Genomic DNA, 25,352 nt, shown 5'->3' on the forward strand with positions numbered 1-25,352 from the left:
CCAGATAGGGCCTGAAAGGCCGATACCGCACAGGATGCCATGAGTGCCAACTTTCCCGTAAACGCCGCGCCAGGCAACCCGCTTCTCGAGCTCATGGCGCGCGCGCGCAACCAGCAGCTTCCGCTTGCCGACCTCTTCCAGTCTGCGGAGAATCTGGCGGCTGCCGGGCATCGACCGGCGGCGGCGGAGATCTACAAGCTCTGGATCGCGTTCAACGACAAAAATCCCCTGCTGCATCTCGCCTATTTCAACTATGCCGTTACGTTGTCATCGCTTGGCGATACGGCCGGGGCCATGCATGCGCTGCGCGCTGCGATCCGCATCGAACCGCTGTTCGGCCAGGCCTATATCAATCTCGGCAGGACGCTTGAAGATTGCGGCCTGATCGGACCGGCCGTCGAGCAGTGGCAGACCTATGCGGATGCAACCACCGATGTCACGCCGGATCGAATCGGCCATCGACTGCTCAGCCTGCAACATATCGGGCGCGTGCTTGAGGGAGCGGACCGGCTGGAGGAGGCCGAGGCTGCACTCTGGCAAGCGATGGAACTTGCGCCGACGCGGCCTGAAGCGGCGCAACACTGGATTTCGCTGCGGATGCGCCAGTGCAAGTGGCCGGTCCTGCAGCCTTCGCTCTATGTGACGCCGAAGCAGTTCATGGAGGCGATGTCGGCGATGTCGATCGCCTGCTATGCCGACGATCCTCTGTTCCAGATGGCCAAGGCCTATCGCTACGCCCGCACCACCGTCGGCCGCCCGGCCGATCTGACGGCGTTCAGTCCCAAGCCGGTGCGACAGAAAACCGGCACGCGAGAGCGGCTGCGCGTGGGGTACCTCTCCTCCGATCTGCGCCAGCATGCCGTCGGCTTCGCGCTCAGCGAGGTGCTGGAACTGCACGACAAGGAAAGCGTTGAAATCTACGCCTATTATTGCGGGGACCCCGCGCCCCTCGATCCGACACAGGAACGCATCCAGCGGGCCGTCCATCACTGGCGTGACATCGCCAAGTTGAGCGACATTGACGCTGCGCGACTGATTGCCGATGACGAGATCGATGTGCTGATCGATGTCAACGGCTATACCAAACATGCGCGCACCGCGATCTTCGCCTACCGGCCGGCACCCGCCATCGTGAATTTCTGCGGCTATCCCGGTACCATGGCGAGCCCTTACCACCAGTACATGATTGCTGACGAGCGCATCGTGCCGCCGGAAAACGAGATTTATTATACCGAGAAGGTTCTACGCATCCCCTGCAACCAACCGGTGGACCGCGCGCGCCTCGTCAACCCGCGCCCCACGCGGGCGGAAGCGGGGCTGCCGGAAGATGCGTTCGTCTTCGCAAGCTTCAACGGCATGCAGAAGATTACCGCCCCCTGCTTTGCGCGGTGGATGAAAATTCTCGAAGCGACACCGGGAAGCGTGCTGTGGCTTCTCGCCGGCGACGACGTTGCCAACGAGCGCCTGCGCACGCGGGCAGTCGAGAGCGGCATCGAGCCGGAGCGCATCGTCTTCGCCGGCAAGGTGCAGAACCCGGACCACCTCGCCCGCATCGGGCTTGCCGATCTTTTCCTCGACACCTTCCCGTATGGCGCGCACTCGACTGCTGCGGATGCCATCACGCAGGGTCTGCCTGTGCTGACGGCGGCAGGCAAGAGTTTCGCTGCACGCTTCTGCGCCAGCATCGTGGCGGCTGCCGGGATTCCCGAGCTGATCTGCGATGGGCCGGACGAATATGTGCGCACCGCCATCGCCCTCGCGCAGGATCCGGCACGACTTTCCGATATCCGCCGCTCGCTTGAGAAGCAGCGCGACACCTGCGCGCTGCGCGACACGCCCGCGCTCGCTCATCGACTCGAGGCGATCTTCTGGCAAATTCAGGGCGAGGCGGAACGCGGCGAAATGCCGGTGCCGGATCTCCGTAATCTCGACATCTATTACGAGATCGGCACGCAGCTGGCCGCCGCGGAAATCGAGTTCGAGGACGATGCAAGCTATCGCGCGCGCTACCGGGCCGAACTCGCCGCGCTCGATGCCTATGCGTCGCTTCAGCCGGATGCGCGCTTGTGGCCGGCGGAAGCCGCGACCTGAAACGAGGACGGCAGATGCGGGCGAAAGACAGGATACTCGTTGTCGGTGCCGGGCTTTCCGGTGCCGTTATCGCCCGGGAACTGGCACAGGAAGGTTTCCTCGTCGACGTCATCGATGCGCGCGACCATGTCGGCGGCAACTGCCATACGCAACGCGACCCTGAGACCGGCGTCATGGTGCATGTCTATGGCCCCCACATCTTCCACACCGACGACACGGAGGTCTGGGACTATGTCAACGGCTTCCAGACGTTCCGGCCCTACAAGAACCGGGTAAAGACCGTGAGCGGCGGGCAGGTCTATTCGCTGCCTGTCAACCTCCACACGATCAACCAGTTCTTCGGGAAATGCTTTCGCCCGGAGGAGGCCCGCGCTTTCCTGGAAGCGCAGGCCGACACATCCATCACCGACCCCAGGACTTTCGAGGAGCAGGCGCTGCGCTTCGTCGGGCGTGATCTCTACGCGGCCTTCTTCGAGGGCTATACCCGCAAACAGTGGGGCTGCCCGCCGGCGGACCTTCCTGCCGCCATCCTCAAGCGCCTGCCGGTACGCTTCAACTATGAGGACGACTATTTCTCTCATATCCATCAGGGCATGCCGGAGAACGGCTATACCGCCATGATCGAGAACATCCTCGATCATCCCCGAATCAAGGTGAAACTTGAGACCCGCTTCGACCGGACGCAGAGCGACGGTTTCGCACACGTCTTTTATTCCGGTCCGCTCGACGGCTACTTCGCCTACGAACACGGTCGTCTCGGCTATCGAACGCTGGATTTCGAGCGCTTCACGCATCCGGGCGATTACCAGGGCTGTGCCGTGATGAACTACGCCGACCTCTCCGTGCCCTATACGCGCATCACCGAGCACAAGCATTTTTCGCCATGGGAGGCGCACGAAGGGTCGGTGTGCTACCGGGAGTTTTCGCGCGCCTGCGGTCCCGATGACATTCCCTACTACCCCATCCGCCTCGTCGAGGAGAAGGCGCTGCTCGCCGACTATACGGCCCTGGCCGAGCGCGAGACCGACGTTACTTTCGTCGGGCGGCTCGGCACCTATCGGTATCTCGACATGGATGTGACGATCCGTGAGGCGCTGGATACCGCACGGGTCTATCTCGACCGGAAGACGACGGACGGTGCGATGCCGGCTTTCCTTCACGCGCCGCTCTGACGGATGCCCTAACGGCAAAGGCCCCGGCAGAACCGGGGCCTTCGAAACTGTGTCAAACGGTCGACCCGTCTTTCGATTAACGGAAGAGCGAGAGGATGCCTTCCGACGAGGAGTTGGCGATCGAGAGTGCCTGGATGCCGAGCTGCTGCTGGGTCTGCAGGGCCTTGAGGCGGGTGGACTCTTCGTTCATGTCGGCATCGACCAGGCGGCCAACGCCCTTGTCGATGGCGTCCGTCAGCTTGTTGGCGAAATCTTCCTGCAGGTTGATGCGCATGGAGATCGAGCCGAGTTGCGAAGCAGCCTTCGTCATCTGCTGAAGAGCAGCTTCCACGAGCGACAGGGCGTCGGCCATGTCGGCGTCGGTATAATCTGTGATCGTCATGTTGACGACGGTCGTTGCAGCATCCCAGTCGGCCGAAGCAGCCGTTACACCGAGATCGTCAGAAACCGAGCCGAGGATACCACCAGCGCTGGCCGTGTGATCGTCCGTATCGACGGTCGAGAACAGAACGTTCGAATTGGTGCCGGCGCCAACGTCCGGGAGGTCCTGCAGCGTGTAGGTCGTGGTGCTGACCTTGACGGTGCCGTCGGCGCTGCGGATGAAGCCGGAGACGACGGTCTTGTCGGCAACGTTTGTCGGGGCGGTGTCGGTGTTGTCGTAGACCAGCCAGTTCTGGCCGTTGAACGCGGCGCCGCTGGCGATCGAAACCAGCTGCTGCTGCAGCTGCGTGATTTCTTCCTGAACCTTGGCCTTATCGACGCCCTGTTCGGTGGCGGCGGTTACCTTGGCCTTGATTTCCTTGACGACATCGATGGCGGCTTCCATGCCGGCATAAGCGGTGTCGACCTTGGCGGCACCCAGGCCCAGGGCGTCCTGAACAGCAGAGAGGGCCATATTGTCCGAACGCATCGTGGTCGCGATGGACCAGTAGGCAGCGTTGTCGGAGGCTTCGCCGACGCGAGCGCCCGAGGAAACACGATCCTGCGTGGTTTCCATCGAGGTGCCGATCGAGCGCAGGGTCTGGAGAGCGGACATAGCCGCGACGTTGGTAAGAATGCTGGTCATGAGATGCGTGCCCCTTGAGTGGCTGACTGAGGAAGGGCATTCCGGATGTTAGCCGGGGAACGGTGGTCAGCATCATGCCTGCTAACCGGTTAAGTTTCTTGGTTAACCCACCGTTTCGATGGGCCAAGAAAACCGCAATAAAGTTAATGAAGTCTTGAGCGCGGAAAAAAAATGCAAAAAGCCGCCCCCGTCACCGGGAGCGGCCTTTTCGAAGGTGGGGCGCGGGTCAGCCTTCCGCGCCTTCCCCCATCCGTCTATTAACGGAAGAGCGAGAGGATGTTCTGCGAGTTGGAGTTCGCGATCGACAGCGACTGGATCGCCAGCTGCTGCTGGGTCTGCAGGGCCTTGAGGCGCGTGGACTCTTCGTTCATGTCGGCGTCGACGAGGCGGCCTACGCCCTTGTCGATGGCGTCGGAAAGCTTCGAAGCGAAGTCTTCCTGAAGCGTGATGCGCTTGGACAGCGAGCCGAGCGTCGAGCCGACGGTCTGCATGCTGGACAGGGCGGTTTCGACCGTGCTTAGGTGAGTGGCCATGTCGGTGTCATCTTCGGTACCGTCGAGTTCGATGGCCATGACATTAGCGAGAATGCCTGTAGAGTCATCGATCGTATCGGTCGCTGGGTCATAGGCGCCGAACAGCGAGCCGGCCTGGGCGTCGTAGGCTGCGGTCGTGACCTTGACGGTGCCGTCGCCGCCGCGAACGAAGCCGGTTACGACAGTCGCGTCGTCCGCACCGCCAGCCAGCCAGTTTTCGCCGTTGAACGAAGCGCCTGAGCCAATGCTCTTCAGCTGTTCCTGGAGCTGCTTGAGTTCTTCCTGGACCTTGACCTTGTCGACGCCCTGTTCGGTTGCCGTGACGAGCTTGGCCTTGATTTCCTTGACGACGTCGATCGCAGCTTCAACACCGGCATAGGCCGTGTCGACCTTTGCGGCGCCGAGGCCGAGGGCGTCCTGAACGGCGGAGAGGGCTGCGTTGTCGGAACGCATGGTGGTCGCGATCGACCAGTAGGCAGCGTTGTCCGAAGCCGCGCCAACACGCTGGCCGGACGAAATGCGGCCCTGCGTGGTTTCCATGTCGTTGTTGATCGTGCGCAGCGTCTGGAGAGCCGACATTGCAGACGTGTTGGTGAGAATGCTCGACATTCTAGTTGTCCCTTTGAACGAAATACTGATGGGGACATACCGGACTGAAAAAACTTACCGGTTACGACGGTCGGCCTCATGCCAACTCGGTGCTTCAACGTATTGAAGGGAAACCAAACCCGTCGTGTTGAGGCAAAAGTCGCAGCCAATCCTTGCCAACTCCTTAAGTCGGGAGGAAGCATTCAACCCGTTGAAAAACAGGGTAAATAGCCGGTAAAGCGCTATGGTTAAGAGGGTCTAACTGAACGACCGCACGAGGCTGCCGACAAGCAGATTCCAGCCGTCGATCAACACGAAGAACAGAATCTTGAAGGGGAGCGAAATCGATGTCGGCGGCAGCATCATCATGCCCATCGCCATGGTGATCGTGGCGACGATCAGGTCGATCACGAGGAAGGGCAGCACGACCAGAAAGCCGATCTCAAAGCCGCGGCGGATTTCCGAGATCATGAAAGCGGGGATGACGACGCGCAGGTCCGCCACATTGTCCTGGACAACCGTCTGGCCGCGTTCTTCCGCCAGCGAAATGAACAGTTCGATGTCCTTGTCGCGGGTATTGGCGACCATGAATTCGCGGAAAGGCTCGGCAATGCGCTTGGCCGCCTCGGTCTCGTCGATCTGGTTTGCGATCAGCGGTTCGACGCCGTTCTGCCAGGCGCGGTCGAAAGTCGGCGCCATGACGTAAAAGGTCATGAACAGCGCAAGCGAGACGAGAATCATGTTCGAGGGCGTGGTGGCAAGGCCCATGCCCGAACGCAGGATGGAAAAAGCGATGACGAAGCGCGGAAAGCTCGTCACCATGATCAGGATGCCGGGCGCGACCGACAGAACCGTAAGAAGGCCGAAGGTGCGGATGATCCAAGACGCCGCCGAACCGTCGATAGGCGCATTGAGGAGACCACCCGGCAGTTGCAGCTGCTGCTGGGCATAGGCCGCACCGGTCATCGCCATCATGGCGACAAAGGTCAGGAGGATGCGAATCATTCGATCACAAAGGTTCGGAACATAACGTTGGTTACGCGCCCTTCAGACCGCAGGTCAACCCGCTCCTGGAGGTCATCCCTGAGATATTGGAAACCGCGCGGTCCCTGCACCTGCTGGAGCGATACCGTTCGCATATAGGCCATGATGTCCTGGTGGATTTCCTCTGCCAGAGCGACGTCCGGCGCGTCTTTGAACATCAGTGCGACTTCAAGCCGAACGCGGTTGTCGGAGGGGTAAGCGAGATTGCTGGTAATGGGATCGAGAAGCACGATGCCGTTGGCGAGGGTGGAGATGTGCGGCACCTCCTTGCCCTCCGCACCCTTCTCGCCGCCACCGTGACCGCCTTCGGCGGCAGCGGCTGCCGGCTCGGCCTTGGCAACCTCTTCCGTTGGCGGCGGCGCAAGCATGTTGCCCACGAGCCAGCCGCCGCCGCCCGCCAGGAGCGACAGCACGGCAATGACCGCGATGGTGATGACCGGAGAGGACTTCTTCTTCTCTGTGCCCTGTTCTTCGTCCGCCATGTGTTTCTTTCCGTATTGGACCGTCAGATCGGCGAGAACAGGTCGAGCGCCTGCTGGCCCCATGGCGGCTGCTGCACTTCGGTCAGACGGCCGCGCCCACCATAGGAGATCCGCGCTTCGGCAATCCGCTCATAGGCGATCTGGTTGTTGGCATCGACATCCTGCGGCCGCACGATGCCGGCGACGTTGAGAATGCGCAACTCATGGTTGACGCGCACTTCCTGCGAGCCGCTGATGAGAAGGTTCCCATTCTCGATGACGCCGGTGACGACGGCGGCAACGAGCAGGTTCAGCTTTTCCGAACGCTCGGTCGAGCCGTCGCCCTTCGTGCTGGTCGAGGATCCGAATTTCAGATCGCCGTCCGCATCCACGCTGGTCGAGCTTGTCTTGCCGGTGATGCCGAAATTGATGCCGCTCTTGTTGGTGCGCGAGCGGTCGGTCTTGTTGTCGAAGCTCGCCTTGTCATTGACTCGGATATTCACCGTCAGGATGTCGCCGATCTTGAAGGCGCGCGAATCCTTGAAGAGCGCCGACTGCTGGTCGCTCCAGATGGAGTAGCCGGAAACCGCCGTGCGGGGCTGCTTGGGATACATCGCCATCTGCGGCGTGGCGGCATAGTTGAGGCCGCTGCCGATGGGGCTCATCGCCGGCGCCTTGCCGATTTCCTTGATTGCCTGGTTCGAGCAGCCGGACAGTGCCAGCGCCACGGAAAGTGCGAAGGCTGTCTTCTTCATGACGGATCCTTTGACGTGTTCGCATCGCTCGCAGACGCGATGATGCGGGTGAGCATGGCGGCCTTGTCGGCCGGCATTTCCCCCAGAATGGTGCTCGACTGGCGCGGCGGCAGCTTCATCACGATGGCTGAAGCGATCTCGGGATCGAGTTCGGCCAGCTGTAAAGCCGCTGCATCAGGCTTCATCTTGCGGTAGATCTCGACGAGGTTCGCCTCGGCGGACTTCAAAAAGTCGTTGCGGCGCTTCAGCCAGTCCTCATACTCGGCCCGGCGCGCCTCCAGCGTCTTGATGCGCTCGTCGACACCCTTCTGGAGATCTTCGAGCTCCTTCTTCTGGAGAAGGTAGCGCTGGTCGCGCGCGGCATCGGCGATGTTCGTGCAGAACTCGCGGATCTCGTCGGCGCTCGCCTTCGTCGTCATGATGACCGGGCGCTCCTCGGCATAGGCGCCGGGAATGGCCAGCATCACGACGGCGGCGAATGGCAAGGCCAGCCGCCGCAGAAGACTGGACGTGGTCGTTCCTGTCGTCATTGCAGTACCAGTTCTGCCTGGAGGGCCCCTGCGGTCTTGATGCTCTGCAGGATTGAGATGATGCCATCGGGCTTGACGCCGATGCTGTTGAGGCCGGAGACCAGCGAACGAAGGCTCGAGCCGTCGATCATGGCGACATTGCCGCCTTCCTGCTGGACGAGGATATCCGTATTCGGCTGTACCGCCGTTACGCCCTTCGAGAACGGCTCGGGTTGCACGACCTGCGGCATCTCGTTGACCTGCACGGTGAGCGTGCCGTAGCTGACGGCGACGGGCGAAATACGCACATCCTGGCCGATGACGATGGTTCCGGTCCGCTCGTTGATGACGACGCGTGCCGGCACATCCGTCTCAACTACAAGGTTTTCGATATCGGCCATCAGGCGGGCGAGATCGGCCATCTTCGGTTTTGCGATGTAGACCGACTGCGAATCGCGCGATTCGGCGATCGGTCCGCCGTACTGGGCGGCTGCGTAACGGTTGATGGCATCGGCCATGCCGACGGCTGTCGAGAAATCGGGATTGCGCAGTTGCAGCACCAGATCGGCCGCATCCTTGAAACGCGAGGGCAATTCACGCTCGATGATGGCGCCGTTCGGCACGCGGCCGGCGGTGGTGACGCCCTGCTGCACCGACGCGGCGTCGCCGCTGGCGCTGACGCCGGTCACGACGATGGAGCCCTGCGCGACCGCATAGATCTGCCCGTCGGCACCGGAAAGCGAGGTCATGACAAGCGTGCCGCCGCGCAGCGACGCGGCATCGCCAAGCGAGCCGACCGTCACGTCGATCCGGCTGCCGGGGCTGGCAAACGGCGGCAGATTTGCGGTCACGAGAACGGCGGCGATGTTCTTGGCGCGCGTCTGCGTGCCCACCATCGAGATGCCGAGGTTCTGCAGCATCGCGCGCATGGACTGTTCGGTGAAGGGGGAGGAGCGCATGCTGTCGCCTGTGCCCTGGAGGCCGACGACGAGGCCATAGCCGATCAACTGATTGTCACGGCCGGCCTGCAGCGAGGCCACGTCCTTGATGCGTGCGGCGGACAGAGCCGGTCCTGCCGCGAGCATGACGCAGGCGAGGACGGCGACGGCACGAAGAAACAGGACACGCATCATTTTACCACCACATGGACCGTCCCGTCATCCATGACGGTGCCGGAAACGATCACGCCGGAATCCTTGTTGCGGACACGCACCAGTTCGCCCACCGACCCGTCCTGAAGGGGCGTTCCGGCGGCGCGCAGAACGAGCGATCCGTTGTCGAAGATCAGGCTGACGGTCGTGCCGCGGGCGACGGCGAATGGTTCGCGTAGCGCCGAGGTGAGGATCACGCGGCCGGGAAGCAGAGTCCGCTTGCTGACCAGCCCGCTGATCGCGCCGATGCTTTCCGCATATCCCTTGACGATGTTCGGGTTGGTGACCTCGACTTCTTCGAGCTGGCCTGCGTCAAGCTCTTCGCCGGGATAGATGATGCGCTTGGGCACGACGGCCATGCGCGCATCGGCAAGGGCCACGTCGGCCACGAGGAGGCCCGCCAGCACGGCGGATACGGTGAGAACCGTGCGGCGCAATGTTGGAAGGGTCTTTCCCGTACGAAGGGCTTCTGTCAGGCGAAACATCATGTTCCCCGGGGTTCCGGTTGCTATCTCAGGTTCTTGCTGACCACGGCGGCCATCTCGTCGGCGGCCTGGATGATCTTGGAATTCATCTCATAAGCGCGCTGGGCGGAGATGAGGTCGGTGATTTCCTTGACCGGGTCGACGTTGGAGCTTTCCAGGTAGTTCTGCTGGATGTAGGCGAAGCCTTCCTCGTTCGGCGTGCCGACATTGGCGGCGCCGGAGGCCGCGGTTTCGCGGAAGAGGTTCTCACCCATCGGCTCGAGACCGGCCTCGTTGACGAAGTTCGCCAGTGTGATCTGGCCGAGTTCCTGCTGCTGGCCCGCAACCGTCGCGAAGACCTGGCCCGACTTGTTGACGGTCACTTCCGTCGCATCGACAGGCACTGTCATGCCAGGAACGACCGTGTAGCCGTCGAGGGTGACGATCTGACCCTCCGCATTGGTGTTGAAAGCGCCGGCACGGGTGTAGAGCGTACTGCCATCGGGCGCCTCGATCTGGAACCAGCCGCGGCCGATGAGCGCCATGTCGAAGGAGTTGCCCGTGGAAACGAGGCCGCCCTGAAGATGCAGGTTGCGCACTGCAGCCGTCTTGACGCCGAGACCGACGATTACGCCTTCCGGCACCACGGCCTGGTTGGCCCGGTTCGGCACGCCGGCAGCGCGCTCCGTCTGGTAGAGCAGATCGGAGAACTCCGCGCGGGCACGCTTGTAGCCCGTCGTATTGATGTTCGCGATGTTGTTGGCGATGACTTCGAGGTTGGTCTGCTGCGCGTTCATGCCGGTAGCGGCAATGGCAAGGGCTTTCATGTCCGGTCCTCAGATCTGCATTCTAGCGATTTCGAGATAGGCGGTGACGACCTTGTCGCGGAAGGCGATGGCGGTCTGCAGCGTCTGCTCGGCGTTCATGACGGCATCGACAACCTCACGGGTCGATGCCTTGCCCTGGATGGCGTCGAAAGACTTGGTCTCGCTGAGCTTCAGCGCGTTGGTCATATCGGTCGCCATATCGCCCATGACCTGGGCGAAACTCATCTGGCCGGTGCCCTGCGCGGCGGCGCCCGAAACGAGGCCGGAGGCCGCCTTGTCGACGCCCGACAGGGCATCATTCGGAAAAAGGGAGCTGACGCCCTTTACGCTGTCGATCATTGCGAGGCCCTCAGAAGGTCGATGGTCGCGCTGATCAGGTCGCGCGATTGCTTGATGCTTTGCAGGTTGGCTTCGTAGGAGCGGTTCGCCTCGCGCATGTCGGCCATCTCGACCAGCACGTTGACGTTCGGCATCTTGACGTAGCCCTTTTCATCCGCAGCCGGATTGCCGGGGTCGTATTCGGTGGTGAACTCGCCCTCGTCGAAACCGAGGCGCGATACCTCAACCGTGGAGGAACCGCTCAGGCGATCCAGCTCGGAGGTGAAGGTGACGGTCTTGCGGCGGAACGGATCGGCGCCGGGTGTGTCGCCGGTCGAGCGCGCATTGGCCAGATTTTCCGAAACGATGCGAATACGGGTCGACTGCGCCTCGAGTCCGGAGGCTGCTACTTTCAGGGAGGCTACAAGCGGATCCATTTCTTACCTTTTGACTGTCATCAGCATCATGCGATGAAAGGCCTTGACGAGGCCGGCATTCAATTCGAAGTCACGTTTGACCTGCCCCTCTTTCATGAGCTCATCGGCAAGCCCGACGGTATTGCCGGATTCCTGCACGCCGATCTCTTCGGTGGGCTTGGTCGTGATGACGCGGCTGGCCATTTCGGTTTCGGTGAAATGGCCGGGATGCGTTGCCGCCATGCGGGCGCTCGTGGTTTCGAGCACCGATTGAAAGGGGGTAACGTCCTTCGCCTTGAAACCGGGCGTGTTGACGTTGGCGATGTTGCCTGCAACGACACTCTGGCGGGTCGCGAGCCATTCGGCCTGTTTCGATGCCAGTTCAAACAGTTGTATCGGTTGCATGACAAGCTCCATCCTTGTTCACTGCGAACCTATGGAACCAATCTTGCGCGGGACTTGCACTTGCGGCACCCACCGTGCAAGTGCCTGATTTTCAGGGAAATAAAGTAGTCTGCCACCAAACGGCAAACGGCCGGCAGGCACACGGAGCGCCGCCGGCCGAATCGAAAAGGCAGGTTTTCTGTCCGTCAGTTCCGCTTGATGACGTCGCCATTCGAGGTGACGATGACCCAGGCGCCATCGCGCTGCTCCAGCGTCGCCAGGCGGCTGTTATCGGGCAGGATGGAGCCGACGCGCACGATATACATGCCACGCGCATCCTCGATCAGCGCACGGCCGTTTGCCACATGCATGAGCCGGAAACCCGAATTGGCCGGAAGCGGCTGGTTCAGCCCCGTCTCGACGGGCGCGCCGAGCGTCTTCTCCTTGCCGAGCCCCGATGTAGTGGCGGTTGCAACCGGATCGGGACTGTCGAGGGCCCGCGTCTTGTCGTCGTCCACCATGGCGGCAGGCGAAACGCTCATGACTTCCTTTGCGGCCGTCTCGGGCAGATTGCGGGTCGATCCCTGCCAAAGCGTCGGAACGGAGAATTTCCCCGGATTGAGGAAGACATACCAGGGAAAGAAGGCCGCGCCCGCGGCGAGCAGCACACCTGTCCCGACGAGCATCTTGTCGCCGGCGCTGTAATGTCCCTTTTCCACCCGCTTCAGCGGTTGAACAGGTTGATCCGCATCGAAATCCGTCACTGTCATCCCCTTCGCACGGCCGGTGCGCCGCCCTGTTGAGCGGCCGCGTTCTTGAGCGCGGTCGCCAGGTCGGTGAATGCATCGCCGGCCGGCCGCTCGCCCGGCGTCTGTTTCAATACTTCATAGATGATCGGCACCTGCTTGATCGCCATGTCGAGATCGGGGTCGGCGCCGGGGCGATAACCACCGATAAGGCGCAGGTCGCGCGTTTCCTCGAAACGGTGGATCAGCGATTTCAACCGCCCCACGAGCTTCTCCTGGTCCGGCGTCCAGGCCTTGCGGGCAAGACGCGAGATCGAGGCGAGCGGGTTGATGGGCGGATAGCGCCCCTCTTCCGCGAGGCTGCGCTCCATGACGATGTGCCCGTCGAGAATGCCCCGCGTCGAATCGGCAATCGGATCGTTGTGATTGTCGCCGTCGACGAGGATCGAGATGATTGCGGTGATGCTGCCGGTGCCTTCCGCGCCCGGGCCGGCGCGCTCCAGCAGGCGCGGCAGTTCGGTAAACACCGAGGCCGGATAGCCACGCGCGATCGGCGGCTCGCCCGACGCTGTCGCCACTTCGCGGATGGCATGGGCGAAGCGCGTGACGCTGTCGATGATCAACAGCACATTGTCGCCCTGGTCGCGATAGTGCTCGGCGATCGTCACAGCCGTCAGCGGCGCCATCTTGCGCAACATCGGGCTTTCATCGCTGGTGGCGACGACCGCGACGGACTTTGCGAGATTGTCGCCAAGCGTATCTTCGATGAATTCGCGCACTTCGCGGCCACGTTCACCGACCAGCGCGATGACAACTTTGTCAAAGGCGTCAGCGCGCGCCAGCATGGACAGGAGTGTCGACTTGCCGACACCCGAGCCGGCGAAAATGCCGAGACGCTGGCCAAGGCAGAGCGGCGCGAAGATATCGATGGCACGAACGCCCGTGCTGAAGCCGGTTTCGACGCGCTTGCGCGTCATCGACGGCGGGGCTGAATTCGAAATCGACCGGCGGACATCACCCTGGACCAACGCACCGAGACCATCGATGGGCTCGCCGAGCGCATTGATGGTGCGTCCGCACCAAGAAGCGGTCGGCGCGACGCGGAAGGCGCCCTTGCGGATGACCGTGTCGTGAATGCCGATCGGTTCGCCCGGCTCGATGGGGCAGACCACCACCGAATCCGTGTCGACGCGCACGACCTCCCCCAGATGCACGCCAGTCGCGCTCTTGTGCGCGACGAACTCGCCGAGCCGCACATGGCGCGACAGGCCGCTGACGGTGTAGTTGCCGGCGGCGATGGTCTGGACGTGACCGCCATGGGCCACCGAGAATTCCGGAGACGCGTAGCGCCGCACCAGCCCGGCCAGCGCATTGAGCTTGCGCGCGCCGTCGGCCGTACCGGGAACCTTCGCCGTGGAACCTAGGGATCCCATGGTTTACTTGCTGCCCCCGAGTGTGCGGACCGCCTCGTTCATCGAATCCTCGCTACCGCGCATCAGCGCCGCGATGTTTTCGAAGGCGCGCGTGACCTGGATCAGTTGCGTCATCTCGGCGATGGCATTGACGTTCGATTCCTCGACATAGCCCTGCACCACGCCGGCATCGACCCGGTCGAGGATCGGCTGGGGCGCCCGCGCCGGGATGATGCCGCTGTTGCCGGCACGCACGAAACCGCCGGACAGGTCGGCCTCGAAAATGCCGAGGGCTGCGACCGGGCGGCCATTCTGATTGAGCTGTCCGTCGGCGCTGAGTGTGATCGGGCCGGCATTGCCGTCGATCTGGATCGGACCGCCGCCGGCATCGAGCACGGGGTAACCGTTCAGCGTGACGAGTTCGCCCGCCTCCGTCAGGGTGAAGCGTCCGTCGCGGGTGAGCGTCGCGCCGGCGGGCGTTTCCACCTGGAACCAGGCATCGCCCTTGATGGCGAAATCCAGCGTGCCGTTGGTTTGCGTCAGGCCGCCGTTGCGGGTCGAAAGGAATTCCTCACCCTGCGAAACGAAGGCAACATCCGCGCTCTTCTGGTCGCTGACGACCTGGTTGAACTTCACTTCGGTGGCGCGGAAACCGACGGTCGTGGAGTTCGCGACGTTATCGGCGAGCGTTGCCATGCGGCGGTCGAGTGCAATCTGGGACGAAAGCGAGACATAAAGCCCGGTCTGCATGCTCAGCGGCCTCCGAGTTTCAGGTTGTTGATGGAAAGAAGCAGGTCCGTCGAAATGCCGGTCAGGCTGGACGGCTGGAAGACGGTCAGCGGATCGTAGCTGCCGGAGGGGTTTTCGAGTTCCCACATCGCGGTGAAGCGCTCGAGGAGCTTGCCGACCTTCGCAGGATCCTTGAGGTCGTCGAGATCAAGGATGTCCTCGTAGTGTGCGGCCTGGCGGTCCACATCGGTGGCGGCGAACTCGGCGGGAAGCTGGAATGCCGTGCGCACGACCTGCGCCAGCGCATCATCGGCGATGATGGAATAGCCCGACGTGATGGACGAGGCCATGCGTTCGAAATAGAGCGCGAGGCGCACGCCGGTATTGTCCTCGCCGGCGCTGACCTCCAGCGTCTGGCGCATATACTTGTCGGCAATGCCTTTCTGGGCGCGCTCGAAGGTGGTCGCCAGCTCGCCGTGGCGGGCGAAGTTCAGCGATTCGGCCAATGCCTTGTAGCGTGTGTCCGAAAGCTGGTTCGCGAAGGCGCCCTTCTCGTCGACGCCTTCCGTCAGCACCTTGCGCATGAAGGCCTTGGCATAGGCCATGTCGTCGAGGCCGTGCGCCTTCATGGCGTAGTTGTAAAGGCGGCTGTCGGCGAAGAAGTCGTCGACCGATTTAACGTCGCCGATCTTCGACAGATAGTATTCGGTCTCGCGCTTGACGTCCGGCTGCTCCGACACGCGCGTGAGCGATGTCTGGAGGTCGGAGGAAATCAGCTTGTAGCTCGTATAGGTGGTCGTCACGATGGCCCGCCGATCAAGGTTCACGAGGGCGCGAAGGCCCGTTCTGAACCATGATCCTGCGGGGTTTTGCTTGTGCGAACCTGATCCACGAACCCGCCGCCCGGTACAGCTTCACGCAAGGCTGGAACCGTATTCCCGGAAGGGTCAGAATTGTGTCGGGACACCTGCGCTTATGAACATTGTAATCGGCCTCATCGTCACCATCGGCTGTATCCTGGGCGGCTTCATGGCCATGGGCGGCCATGTCGAAGTGCTCAACCAGCCATTCGAGCTCCTGATCATCGGCGGCGCCGGGGTCGGCGGCTTCATCGTCGCCAACACGATGAAGGTGATCAAGGAAACCGGCAAGGCGCTCGGAGAAGCCTTCAAGCACAAGGTTCCGAAGGAACGCCACTATCTCGATACGCTGGGCGTGCTCTACAGCCTCATGCGGGATCTGCGCACCAAGTCGCGCAACGAGATCGAGGCTCATATCGACAACCCGGCAGAATCGCCCATCTTCCAGTCCGCGCCGACGGTTCTCGCCAACAAGGAACTGACGGCCTTCATCTGCGATTATGTCCGCCTCATCATCATCGGCAATGCCCGCAGCCACGAGATCGAGGCGCTGATGGACGAGGAAATCCAAACGATCACGCGCGACAAGATGAAGCCCTACCAGGCGCTCTCCACCATGGGCGACGCCTTTCCGGCCATCGGCATCATCGCCGCCGTTCTCGGGGTTATCAAGGCGATGGGGAAGATCAACGAATCCCCCGAAGTGCTCGGCGGCCTCATCGGCTCGGCGCTCGTGGGCACCATGCTCGGCATCTTCCTGTCCTATTCCATCGTCACGCCCATCACCACCAACATCAAGGTGGTGCGCGAAAAGCAGAACCGTCTCTACGTGATCGTCAAGCAGACCCTTCTCGCCTACATGAACGGTTCGGTCCCGCAGGTTGCCCTGGAATACGGCCGCAAGACCATCTCCTCCTACGAGCGCCCGTCCATCGATGCCGTGGAGCAGGAAATGATGAATCCGGGTGGCGGCGGCGATACGAAGGCGGCCTGATCGATGAGCACAGCACCCGTAGCCGCAGCCCCGTCCATGGATCCGATCGTCCTTGCCCGCCTCACCGGCAAGCTCGGCGACCAGGAGACGATCTCCAAGCTTTGCGCCACGCTCGGCGATGTCTTCTCCGAATTCCTGCCGGACATGCTGGAAAGCGAGCTGGGTTTCGAGGTGGCCGTGTCCTATGCCGGCTTCGCCACGGGCAAGTACGGCGAGCTGACCGAAGGTCTCGGCGGCGCCATGGCCTTCTGCGACGCATCGCTGCGTGACTGGTGCGAGCATTTCACGCTGATATGCGACAGCCCGCTGATCATCACTCTTGTCGAGAACATGCTCGGCGCTGTCAGCGATTCCATCGAGGACCCGCAGCCCCGGCCGCTTTCCAAGATCGAGCTCGACGTTGCAGCCATGATGTTCGACCGGATTTCCGGCGTCCTGAAAACAGCAGTGTCCAGCGCGACCAGCTTCGAACCCCTGCTCGGCGCCGCGCACAATGCGGAACTTCGCAAGCCCGTCGAGGACGGCACGCAGAACGAGCATGTCGCCATGGTCAACATGGCGGTCGGCATCGGACCGGTACTCTCGACCTTCCATGTCGTCATTCCGCAGCGCACGCTGCTGAAATCCGTCATCACGGCACCAAGGCCGGCGAATGCCGCAAAGACCCGCGCCGAATGGAGCGAGCAGCTCAGCGAGCAGGTTCGCCGTTCGAAGGTGACGCTCGAGGCGCGCATTCACCTGGAGCCCCAGACCCTCGACACGATCAGCCGCCTGCAGCCCGGCGACATCATCCCCTTCAACGAAGCGGGCGACGTGCGCGTCGACGTGAACGCCAACGGGCGCAACCTCTATGTCTGCGAATTCGGGCGATCGGGCGCCCGCTACACGGTTCGCGTCAAGGATACCTACGGCTCGGAGGACGACATCCTCCAGCACATCATCGGATAGTTCGCACCCGGCAATCGGCCGGCGGCTAGCCTCAGGCAAGTTTCGAATGGAATAGTGATCTTATGGCACCGAAGAATACACCCATCGCTGACGACATCACGCCTTCCATCAATGCGGGCGACCATGAGCTGGAACAAGCGATCGACGATCTGCGCGGCGTTCTACAGCAGGACGCCACGTTCGACGGCGGCGTTCCTGCCACCATCGACGACGATCCGCTGGCGGCCTTCGGCGGTGATTTCGGCGGCGGTGCGTCAAGCACCGATTTCGGCGGCACCGATTTCGGTGGCTCGGATTTCGGCGCCGGCAGCGATTTCTCCGCCGAGGTGAAGGAAGCGCCCCGTCCGGGTAGCGCCATGCAGTCCAACCTCGACCTTATCATGGATATCCCGATCGATCTTCAGATCGTTCTCGGCTCCTCGCAGATGCAGGTCTCCGGTCTCATGAACCTCAGCGAGGGCGCGACGATCGCGCTCGACCGCAGGATCGGCGAGCCCGTCGAGGTGATGGTCAACGGCCGTGTCATCGGCCGCGGCGAAATCACGGTTCTGGAAAACGACGACACCCGTTTCGGGGTGAAGCTTATCGAAGTGAAGAGTACACGCAAAGTCTGATACCCACTGAAGGGATCAGGGGGACAATCCATGATGGATTTCGAAAATTTCGGCACGTCAACGGCACTTGGTTCGCCGCTGTCGCCGGTGGAAAAAGCCGCAGCGGTGCTGCTTGCCATGGGCAAGGGTGTCGCCGGCAAGCTCCTGAAGTATTTCACCCAGAGTGAACTCCAGGCAATCATTGCCGCCGCACAGAACCTGCGCGCCATTCCCCCGCACGAACTGATCGATCTCGTCAACGAGTTCGAGGACCTGTTCACCGAAGGCGCGGGCCTTATGGACAACGCCAAGATGATGGAAGGCATTCTCGAGGAAGGCCTGACGCCGGACGAGGTGGATGGCCTGCTTGGCCGCCGCGCCGCCTTCCAGGCTTTCGAAACGACGATCTGGGATCGCCTTCAGGATGCCGACCCGATTTTCGTGGCACGTTTCCTGCTCAACGAGCACCCCCAGACCATCGCCTATATCCTGTCGATGATGCCGTCCTCGTTCGGCGCCAAGGTGCTGCTGGAGATCCCGGAAGACCATCGCGCCGACATCATCAACCGTACCGTCAATCTCAAGGACGCAAGCCCCAAGGCGACGGCGATCGTCGAAGCGCGCGTTATCGAGATGATTTCAGCGCTGGATGCGGAACGCAACTCGGTCGGCTCGAACAAGGTCGCCGACCTCATGAACGAACTGGAGAAATCCCAGGTCGACGAGATGCTCGCGTCGCTCGAAACGGTCTCGACCGAATCGGTCAAGAAGGTTCGCCCGAAGATCTTCCTCTTCGAGGACGTGCTCTACATGCCGCAACGCAGCCGCGTGTCGTTGTTCAACGACGTATCGGGCGACATCATCACCGCTGCCCTGCGCGGCGCATCGATGGAGCTTCGCGAATCCGTCCTTTCCGCCATCGGCGCGCGCCAGCGCCGCATGATCGAATCCGACCTTGCCGCGGGCGACCTGGGGAATCCGCGCGAAGTGGCCATCGCGCGCCGCTCGATCACCCAGGAAGCCATCCGCCTTGCCGCAGCCGGACAAATCCAGTTGAAGGAAAAGGAACAGGAAGCCCAGGCCGCCTGATCCGCCTTGACAGGCTGACCCCGCAAGCCGAGCGTATTTCCGGCCCGAATCTCCCATGGGGGTTCGGGCCGTCTGCTTTTCTGGCAGGCGGATCAAGCCGGAGCGCGCAACGTGGCTGACGACGACGACAAGGACAGCAAAACAGAGCTTCCGACCGAGAAGAAGATTCGCGATGCCATGGAGAAGGGCAATACGCCTTTCTCCCGCGAGGTCACGATCTTCGCTTCGACGCTCGCCATCTACGTCTATCTGGTCTTCTTCCTGCCGGGCGGCGTGGCGCGGATGAACGAGACGCTGCGAGACTTCTTCGAACAGCCGGAAGCCTGGAATCTCAAGTCCGGCACCGATGTCATCGCCATTTTCCGCCATCTCGGCTGGGAAGCGGCTGGCCTTCTGATGCCCATCCTCATCATGATGATGTTCTTCGGCGTTGCGTCCTCGGTCTTCCAGAACCTGCCGAGCCCCGTTCTCGAGCGAGTGCGGCCGCAGATGAACCGGCTGAGCCCGATCAAGGGGCTTACCCGCCTCTTCGGCAAGCAGGGACTTGTCGAATTCGCCAAGTCGCTGATCAAGATCCTGCTCGTGTCGCTGGTCGTCGGCATCATGATGCAGACCAACTACTTCTCTTCTCTCGACACGATGTTCTCCGAGCCGGCCACCCTGCTCTACATGATGGGCACGGACGTCAACAAGGTTCTCCTGATCATCCTCTTTGCGACCGCCATTATTGCCGGCATCGACTTTGCCTGGACGCGCCATCACTGGTTCACCGAGCTGATGATGACGAAACAGGAAGTGAAGGAGGAAATGAAGCAGGCGCAGGGCGACCCGATCGTCAAGGCCCGCATGCGATCCATCCAGCGCGACCGCATCCGCCGGCGCATGATCACCGCTGTCCCGCGCGCCACACTCGTCATCGCCAACCCGACTCACTTCGCCGTTGCGCTGCGATATGTGAGGGAAGAAGGCGAGGCGCCGGTCGTTGTGGCCAAGGGTCAGGACCTCATCGCCCTCAAGATCCGCGAGATTGCGGAGGAGAATGGCATACCCGTTTTCGAAGATCCGCCGCTCGCACGCTCAATGTTTGCGCAAGTCTCGGTGGATAGTGTCATTCCGCCGGTGTTCTACAAAGCAGTGGCGGAGCTGATTCACCGGGTTTATGCAGCTTCGCCCCAGACCAGACGGGTAAATTAAATCCGATGAGAAAATGCACCTATTCCGCAGAACGCGAGAAGATTGTTGCCGAAGCAATCTGCCCGGTCGCCACTGAGCTCAGACTGCTCGATGCTGCCGATCTCGTGTCATTGTTGCGTTTCGAGTGCTACGGGAACCTGGCCGATCTGGTCTCTTCGGCCGCCGAACTCTACTTCCTGCCCGGCACGATCAATTTCGGCGCGGGCGGCGACTATCGTCTTGACTGGGATACGGAGCCGGAAGTGACGCTGGACATGGAAATCCGCCCTCAGGGCGTGACGGTCTATGCGCGCCTGATGCTTCAGAAGGATGTCGCCGGCGTCGAGGTCACGCATGTCGCGTTCACCGATCCGGCCGCCGACCCTGATGACAACACGGCGTTCCTGCGCAGGAGCCTGCAGGAAGCGCGCTACGTGAAGGGCGAAGCGGCGTCTCATCACGCCCACTAAACACCACGGCACTGCCGAGACCATGCGGATGCATGGTCACCTTGGCATCATCAGGTGATGTAGCCGAGCCGAATGGCCTTCGCGATGGCCTGGATGCGGTTGACCGCGTCCAGCTTCGTCGTCGCCGTGCCCAGATAGGCGTTCACCGTATGCACGGAAAGGCCCATCTTCTCGGCGATCACTTCGGAAATGCAGCCATCACCCGCCATCTGGAGGCAGGCGATCTCGCGTTCGCTCAAGGCTTCCGCGGGCGTGAGCTTCTTCTCGTCAGCCGCCAGCATGTCGATCAGGATCTGGCAGCTCTGCATGTGCAGGTCCACCGTCAGGTCTCCGGACGGTGCGATGAAGTTGCCGATGAACACGACATATCCATTCCCCTGCGCGCCGAGCCTGACGGGAAAGGCTATGCCCGACCACGGCAGCACGCCGGCAGGCAGGCGCGTGGTAAAGATTTCGGCCCCCGCCACAGCGAACTGGTTACCGCCGGCGCCTTCCCAGATGAGGGGCAGCATGGAGGCCTCGAGATGCGCCAGCATCGCCGCATCGTAGGCGCCCAGCAGCTGGTCTGCCTTGCGGTCCACGTCCTGGGCCCAGTTGTGCAGCGCCAGCGTGAACTTACGTGCGGTGGGCAGGCCCTGGCCCGACAGGCGCAGCACGGCGAAATGCTCTGCGCCCAGCACCGTCTGCATCACCTGAAGGCGGGACACGAAATCGGCTGCGCGCACGGATTTCGGCGGCCGGGCCAGACGGATTTCGGCTTCGGAGATAAGCGGGGCGGAAAGCTGGATTTCCATGACGCTCCTCCTCACACCAAGCTGTGACGAACGGCCCAGGCAATTGCCTCCGACCGTGTCTTCGTCGCCGTCTTGCGCATGACGCTGGTGATGTAGTTGTTGATCGTGTTGCGCGAGATGCCGAGAATCACGGCGATCTCACCGCTCGTCTTGCCCTCCGCGATCCAGTAGAGGCACTCGATCTCCCGATCTGTCAGCTCCATCTCCCGATCCTGCCGGAGGATAGCGCCCTCGCAGCAGACGCTCGCGAAATAGCCGGTCATGATGCCGACGTCGCGCAACTTGCTCTGGGAAAGAATGAAATGCTCGGGAAAGAGGAGAAGGAGCGACATGCGCACCCGGCCGACATGGAACGCGATGACGCAATATTCACGGCTGACGCCCATTGGCACCGCCACGTTGTCCGCCAGATGATGGAAGCATGGCTTGAGGAGGGAAAAGCACTTCTCCAGCTCGCTCATCCGGGACTGGGAGGCACCCACCGTCCGGGCGATGCCACGCACCATGTCGAAAGGCCAGTCGGACGCAACGACGACATCGAGGCCTGCTTCGGGCGAGGCGTCGTGCCGGACGAGAAGATAATGCGACGCGCTGACGTAATCGGTTAATGCCTTCAGCCCGGGCGAAAGGCCGGCGGGATCCGCACAGCGCCCAAGTTCCTGAAGAAGAATTTCACGCGCACTCTTACGCTCACCTGATTCGGCGGAGAATCCATAAGATTCCCAGGCCGCTGCATCCGACCGCATCGTTTCCATGATAGCCCCCTGTTCCGATTCAGATTGGAGGGCCCCCGCCTCCGGATCGTCACAGGTTCGGAACCGTCCGAATCTGTTTTTCGACCAGGCCGCATCGACGGGAATCACCAAGCGAATCAGTAACTAAAGTGTACATCGACCTCCTTCAAAGACCATGGCCCTCTTCTCGGGATTTACTTTTGCCGCCTTCTGTGAATCGCCAGTGCGCAGGTGATTTGCTTTTATCGAATCCGCATCAAATGTAATGAGCTATCCGGTTAACCATTTGTTAACCATTCACTATTTTCAGCGTGTCGTCGTCGTTAATATTTCATGGAACTCTAATTTAATGATCGACGGCAACGACGAGACGGCGACAGTCATAGCGTCAGCGGAAAACTTTTTTACGCATTCACGCGTCCGTGAATGATGTCGTCGCAAAAAGGGCGCATTCAGGTAGGAAATCCTGCCGAATAGACGCCAAAGATGTTGCCGTGAAGCAACAGTCAGACGTCAAAAATCACACAAATGCCGGTACGGAAACGCAGAACGCGACCCGCTTGGGCCGCGCTCTCATTGGCGTTTTCAGGTGATGGGCGGTCAGGCGGCTTCTTTTTCTGCGGACCACTTGCGCAGGATTTTCGCGGCGCGCTCTTCGCTGATCTCGACCATGCGGCTGAGGCGACGTTCCGGGCCTTCCTTGACGCGGCGGTTGAAGGTGCCCTCGCTGTCGTCCCCCGCATTGAGCAGGTCGTCGGTGCTGTCGAAGCCGAAGTCTGCGCCGAAGCCATCCATGAGGGTGGCGCCGGGGCCACCGATACCGGAAGCGGGAGAGAAGTCCGGCAGTTCGAGACCGGCCGCGTCGCTTTCCAGCGCATTGGCTCCAGCACCGCCCCCCGTTACGGAGCGGACCGCCGGGCGCAGACCGAACCATACGACCAGGAAGGCCACGCCGACGAAGGCAAGTGCATTGATGATGCCGCCAAGATTGCGCGTCAGAACTTCCATGACGCCCGGGCCCGGCACCGCATCGTTCAGCAACTGGTGATCGAGGAATTCCATCGCCGTGATGGTCACGACGTCGCCACGCTCGGTATTGAGGCCGGCCGCCGAAGAGACGATCTTCTGCATTTCTGCGAGATAGGCGTCGATCTTCGCCTGGTCCGCGGGCTCGCCGACCATCGCGGCGATGCGGGCGCGGTTGACGACCACGGCGACGGACAGCTTCTCGACCGCCACACCGTTGCGCACGGTGGCGACCGTCTTGCTGTTGATCTCGTAGTTGGTCTGCTCTTCCTTCTTGTCGGCCTCGTCGCTTGATTGCGGACCGTCACCATTGCCCTGCGGGCCGCCCTGCGGAATGTTCTGCTCGACGGTCGCGGCTTTGTTGGTGGCCTGCTGGCTGGACTTCTGGCTTTCACGTGTCACGCGGATGGAGCGCTCGACGCGCGATTCCGGATCGTAGACCGTTTCCTGGATTTGCTGGGTATCTGTATTGAGTGCGGCGGTGACACTGGCGCGGAAATTGTCCATGCCGAGGAAGGGCGCGAGCGCCTTCTCGATATTGCGCTCCATCTCGCTCTGTACCGTCTGGACGGCCGTCAGCGAGCGATTGAGCATGCCTTTTTCCGGGTCGTCGCCGGACGCGAGGAGCTGGCCGGCAGAATCGAGAATCGTCACACCGTCCACTTCGAGGCCCGGAACGGAGGCTGCAACAAGATGGCGGATCGCGGCCGCCGATTCACGGCCGGCCTGCGCACTGGCGCGGATCATGACGGAAGCGGTGGGAACCTGGTCGGCTTTGCGGAAGTTGCCGCGCTCCGGCATCACGATATGGACGCGGGCTGCGGCGATGCCGCTGATCTGCTGGATGGTGCGAGCGATTTCGCCCTCAAGGGCACGAACGCGTGTCACCTCCTGCATGAAGGAGGTGAGGCCGAGAGAACCGACCTTGTCGAAGAGTTCGTAACCGGAATTGGCACTGCTCGGCAGGCCGCGTTCGGCGAGATAGAGCCGGGCCTTGCCGGTCTGGCCGACGGGAACCGCGATGCTGGCGCCGTCCGTTCCCGTGTTGAAATCAATGCTTGCCTCGGCGAGAGCCATGCTGATCTGGTTCACATCGGACTTTTCCAGACCGACATAAAGCGTCTCGTAAGCGGGCTTGTTCACAAGGATACCGGCGGCGAGCACAAGGCCGATCGAGACCACCGCGGCTCCTGCGAGCATCGCGAGTTTCGCCTGCCCCAGCGACGCCAGGTTCTTGTAGACTTTCGTCAACTGTTCCAACAGATTCATTCTGTTCCCGCACGGACTAGTCGCCTGCCTGCCGGACAACATTCCGGCGCGTTCAGACGCATTTTCAATCTCGTGGAACGGGACCGGCATTTCCGCACGCCGGTCTGCCCCATGGAATACGCGGACCTGACTGATCCGAGGTGGAGACTAGACGGCGAAACTTGCGCGAACATGGCGGTGCTGCGCATGCGAAGTGTTTGGACAAATGAAAAACGGCGCCTTTCGGCGCCGTTGCTGTTCGAAAATTCCCGTGTCAGATCAATCAGAAGGCTTCGAAATCCCCGACAGCCTTGCCGAGCGGCTGAGAGTGTCCGTGCCGGTTTCCATTGCTCAGCGCCTTCTGCATATCCGCAAGCTTCACGAGATTGAGAGCTGTCGTGACGTCGACGATCCAGCCGCCGGGTATGCTGCCTGTAATCGTATCGATGAATTCCGCCAGCCCCCGCGTCTTCTGGACCGCAAGGTCGAGGCCCTGCAAAACCATCATACGCTCCGCATTGTCACCGGAGGCCTCGCCATGCACCGCGGCGAGCTGCGGCTCAATGCGCTCGATCAGGTAGGCGACATCGTGCAGCTCGGAAACGATGCGCATGAGGACATCAGGAAGGGCTTCCTCCATGGCGCTCGCTGTCGTCAAATACTCGGCATTCATGAGGGACCCTTCTCCCGTACGACGCCCGGCGGCGCTGTTGCCCCTGCCGGTACGCAATTCACGTAACACTTGCATTTCCTTGCG

General features: G+C 61.8%; 28 protein-coding genes. 8 read left to right on the forward strand and 20 right to left on the reverse strand.

Features of this window, described 5'->3' with window-relative positions:
• Nucleotides 1-39 precede the first annotated feature (39 nt).
• Nucleotides 40-2,091 (forward strand): glycosyl transferase, encoded by a 2,052-nt coding sequence (locus tag MNR02_RS14195; protein ID WP_241947243.1) that lies wholly within the window; start codon nt 40-42, stop codon nt 2,089-2,091.
• A gap of 14 nt (nt 2,092-2,105) precedes the next feature.
• Nucleotides 2,106-3,263 carry a UDP-galactopyranose mutase gene (gene glf, locus MNR02_RS14200; RefSeq protein ID WP_241947244.1) on the forward strand — a complete coding sequence of 386 codons (1,158 nt, stop codon included), beginning with the start codon at nt 2,106-2,108 and terminating at the stop codon, nt 3,261-3,263.
• Between the two features lie 76 nt (nt 3,264-3,339).
• Here the strand turns inward: glf and MNR02_RS14205 are convergent, their stop codons facing one another.
• The 16 genes from MNR02_RS14205 to MNR02_RS14280 all read right to left on the reverse strand — a co-directional run bounded on the left by MNR02_RS14205 (nt 3,340) and on the right by MNR02_RS14280 (nt 15,469).
• Complete coding sequence (locus tag MNR02_RS14205) at nt 3,340-4,329, reverse strand: flagellin (RefSeq protein ID WP_241947245.1); 990 nt, start codon at nt 4,327-4,329, stop codon at nt 3,340-3,342.
• A 257-nt stretch (nt 4,330-4,586) separates the two neighbouring features.
• Nucleotides 4,587-5,471, reverse strand: a complete 885-nt coding sequence (locus MNR02_RS14210; RefSeq protein ID WP_241947246.1) for a flagellin — start codon at nt 5,469-5,471, stop codon at nt 4,587-4,589.
• A gap of 237 nt (nt 5,472-5,708) precedes the next feature.
• Complete coding sequence (gene fliP, locus MNR02_RS14215; protein WP_241600416.1) at nt 5,709-6,455, reverse strand: flagellar type III secretion system pore protein FliP; 747 nt, start codon at nt 6,453-6,455, stop codon at nt 5,709-5,711.
• On the reverse strand, nt 6,452-6,976 hold the full coding sequence (locus tag MNR02_RS14220) for a flagellar basal body-associated FliL family protein (RefSeq protein WP_241600413.1): 525 nt from the start codon (nt 6,974-6,976) through the stop codon (nt 6,452-6,454). The genes fliP and MNR02_RS14220 overlap by 4 nt, the downstream gene beginning before the upstream one ends.
• Before the next feature lie 23 nt (nt 6,977-6,999).
• Nucleotides 7,000-7,710 carry a flagellar basal body L-ring protein FlgH gene (flgH, locus tag MNR02_RS14225; RefSeq protein WP_241600411.1) on the reverse strand — a complete coding sequence of 237 codons (711 nt, stop codon included), beginning with the start codon at nt 7,708-7,710 and terminating at the stop codon, nt 7,000-7,002.
• Entirely contained in the window at nt 7,707-8,240 is a 534-nt protein-coding gene (locus MNR02_RS14230; protein WP_241947247.1) for a MotE family protein, read from the reverse strand. The genes flgH and MNR02_RS14230 overlap by 4 nt, the downstream gene beginning before the upstream one ends.
• Entirely contained in the window at nt 8,237-9,349 is a 1,113-nt protein-coding gene (locus tag MNR02_RS14235) for a flagellar basal body P-ring protein FlgI (protein ID WP_241600726.1), read from the reverse strand. Before MNR02_RS14235 ends, MNR02_RS14230 begins: the two co-directional genes overlap by 4 nt.
• Complete coding sequence (gene flgA / locus MNR02_RS14240; RefSeq protein WP_371746675.1) at nt 9,349-9,855, reverse strand: flagellar basal body P-ring formation chaperone FlgA; 507 nt, start codon at nt 9,853-9,855, stop codon at nt 9,349-9,351. The genes MNR02_RS14235 and flgA overlap by 1 nt, the downstream gene beginning before the upstream one ends.
• Nucleotides 9,856-9,878: 23 nt before the next feature.
• Nucleotides 9,879-10,661: a flagellar basal-body rod protein FlgG gene (gene flgG, locus MNR02_RS14245; RefSeq protein WP_241600405.1), complete on the reverse strand. Its 783-nt coding sequence runs from the start codon at nt 10,659-10,661 to the stop codon at nt 9,879-9,881.
• A gap of 9 nt (nt 10,662-10,670) precedes the next feature.
• Nucleotides 10,671-11,000 (reverse strand): flagellar hook-basal body complex protein FliE, encoded by a 330-nt coding sequence (locus tag MNR02_RS14250; RefSeq protein WP_241947249.1) that lies wholly within the window; start codon nt 10,998-11,000, stop codon nt 10,671-10,673.
• Entirely contained in the window at nt 10,997-11,416 is a 420-nt protein-coding gene (gene flgC, locus MNR02_RS14255; RefSeq protein ID WP_134649678.1) for a flagellar basal body rod protein FlgC, read from the reverse strand. The genes MNR02_RS14250 and flgC overlap by 4 nt, the downstream gene beginning before the upstream one ends.
• Before the next feature lie 3 nt (nt 11,417-11,419).
• Nucleotides 11,420-11,800, reverse strand: coding sequence for a flagellar basal body rod protein FlgB (flgB, locus tag MNR02_RS14260; RefSeq protein ID WP_241600402.1), 381 nt, complete (start codon nt 11,798-11,800; stop codon nt 11,420-11,422).
• A 185-nt stretch (nt 11,801-11,985) separates the two neighbouring features.
• Nucleotides 11,986-12,549: a flagellar protein gene (locus MNR02_RS14265; RefSeq protein ID WP_241600400.1), complete on the reverse strand. Its 564-nt coding sequence runs from the start codon at nt 12,547-12,549 to the stop codon at nt 11,986-11,988.
• Complete coding sequence (gene fliI, locus MNR02_RS14270; RefSeq protein WP_241947250.1) at nt 12,546-13,958, reverse strand: flagellar protein export ATPase FliI; 1,413 nt, start codon at nt 13,956-13,958, stop codon at nt 12,546-12,548. The genes MNR02_RS14265 and fliI overlap by 4 nt, the downstream gene beginning before the upstream one ends.
• A gap of 3 nt (nt 13,959-13,961) precedes the next feature.
• Nucleotides 13,962-14,687 (reverse strand): flagellar basal-body rod protein FlgF, encoded by a 726-nt coding sequence (gene flgF / locus MNR02_RS14275; RefSeq protein WP_241600395.1) that lies wholly within the window; start codon nt 14,685-14,687, stop codon nt 13,962-13,964.
• Nucleotides 14,688-14,689: 2 nt separating this feature from the next.
• Nucleotides 14,690-15,469 carry a DUF1217 domain-containing protein gene (locus tag MNR02_RS14280; protein WP_241947251.1) on the reverse strand — a complete coding sequence of 260 codons (780 nt, stop codon included), beginning with the start codon at nt 15,467-15,469 and terminating at the stop codon, nt 14,690-14,692.
• Between the two features lie 172 nt (nt 15,470-15,641).
• On the opposite strand from MNR02_RS14280, the gene motA reads away from it, so the two are divergent.
• The 6 genes from motA to MNR02_RS14310 all read left to right on the forward strand — a co-directional run bounded on the left by motA (nt 15,642) and on the right by MNR02_RS14310 (nt 20,793).
• Nucleotides 15,642-16,520, forward strand: a complete 879-nt coding sequence (gene motA, locus MNR02_RS14285) for a flagellar motor stator protein MotA (protein WP_134649673.1) — start codon at nt 15,642-15,644, stop codon at nt 16,518-16,520.
• Between the two features lie 3 nt (nt 16,521-16,523).
• On the forward strand, nt 16,524-17,468 hold the full coding sequence (locus MNR02_RS14290; protein WP_241947252.1) for a FliM/FliN family flagellar motor switch protein: 945 nt from the start codon (nt 16,524-16,526) through the stop codon (nt 17,466-17,468).
• 62 nt (nt 17,469-17,530) lie between these two features.
• Nucleotides 17,531-18,082 carry a flagellar motor switch protein FliN gene (fliN, locus tag MNR02_RS14295; protein ID WP_241947253.1) on the forward strand — a complete coding sequence of 184 codons (552 nt, stop codon included), beginning with the start codon at nt 17,531-17,533 and terminating at the stop codon, nt 18,080-18,082.
• Nucleotides 18,083-18,112: 30 nt separating this feature from the next.
• Entirely contained in the window at nt 18,113-19,150 is a 1,038-nt protein-coding gene (fliG, locus tag MNR02_RS14300; RefSeq protein WP_241600379.1) for a flagellar motor switch protein FliG, read from the forward strand.
• 111 nt (nt 19,151-19,261) lie between these two features.
• On the forward strand, nt 19,262-20,344 hold the full coding sequence (gene flhB, locus MNR02_RS14305; protein WP_241600377.1) for a flagellar biosynthesis protein FlhB: 1,083 nt from the start codon (nt 19,262-19,264) through the stop codon (nt 20,342-20,344).
• Between the two features lie 5 nt (nt 20,345-20,349).
• On the forward strand, nt 20,350-20,793 hold the full coding sequence (locus MNR02_RS14310) for a hypothetical protein (protein ID WP_241600366.1): 444 nt from the start codon (nt 20,350-20,352) through the stop codon (nt 20,791-20,793).
• 50 nt (nt 20,794-20,843) lie between these two features.
• On the opposite strand, the gene visR is transcribed toward MNR02_RS14310, so the two are convergent.
• The 4 genes from visR to MNR02_RS14330 all read right to left on the reverse strand — a co-directional run bounded on the left by visR (nt 20,844) and on the right by MNR02_RS14330 (nt 25,268).
• Nucleotides 20,844-21,587, reverse strand: a complete 744-nt coding sequence (visR, locus tag MNR02_RS14315; RefSeq protein ID WP_241947254.1) for a transcriptional regulator VisR — start codon at nt 21,585-21,587, stop codon at nt 20,844-20,846.
• 11 nt (nt 21,588-21,598) lie between these two features.
• Nucleotides 21,599-22,342, reverse strand: coding sequence for a transcriptional regulator VisN (gene visN / locus MNR02_RS14320; protein ID WP_241947255.1), 744 nt, complete (start codon nt 22,340-22,342; stop codon nt 21,599-21,601).
• 579 nt (nt 22,343-22,921) lie between these two features.
• A complete protein-coding gene (fliF, locus tag MNR02_RS14325) occupies nt 22,922-24,616 on the reverse strand; it encodes a flagellar basal-body MS-ring/collar protein FliF (RefSeq protein WP_241947256.1) in 1,695 nt (564 codons plus the stop codon).
• Between the two features lie 262 nt (nt 24,617-24,878).
• The gene (locus MNR02_RS14330) at nt 24,879-25,268 is read right to left on the reverse strand and encodes a hypothetical protein (protein ID WP_241600351.1); all 390 of its coding nucleotides are present in this window, start codon (nt 25,266-25,268) and stop codon (nt 24,879-24,881) included.
• Between the last annotated feature and the right edge of the window lie 84 nt (nt 25,269-25,352).

The organism is Shinella sp. H4-D48 (assembly GCF_022637395.1).
Classification (GTDB): Bacteria; Pseudomonadota; Alphaproteobacteria; order Rhizobiales; family Rhizobiaceae; genus Shinella; species Shinella sedimenti.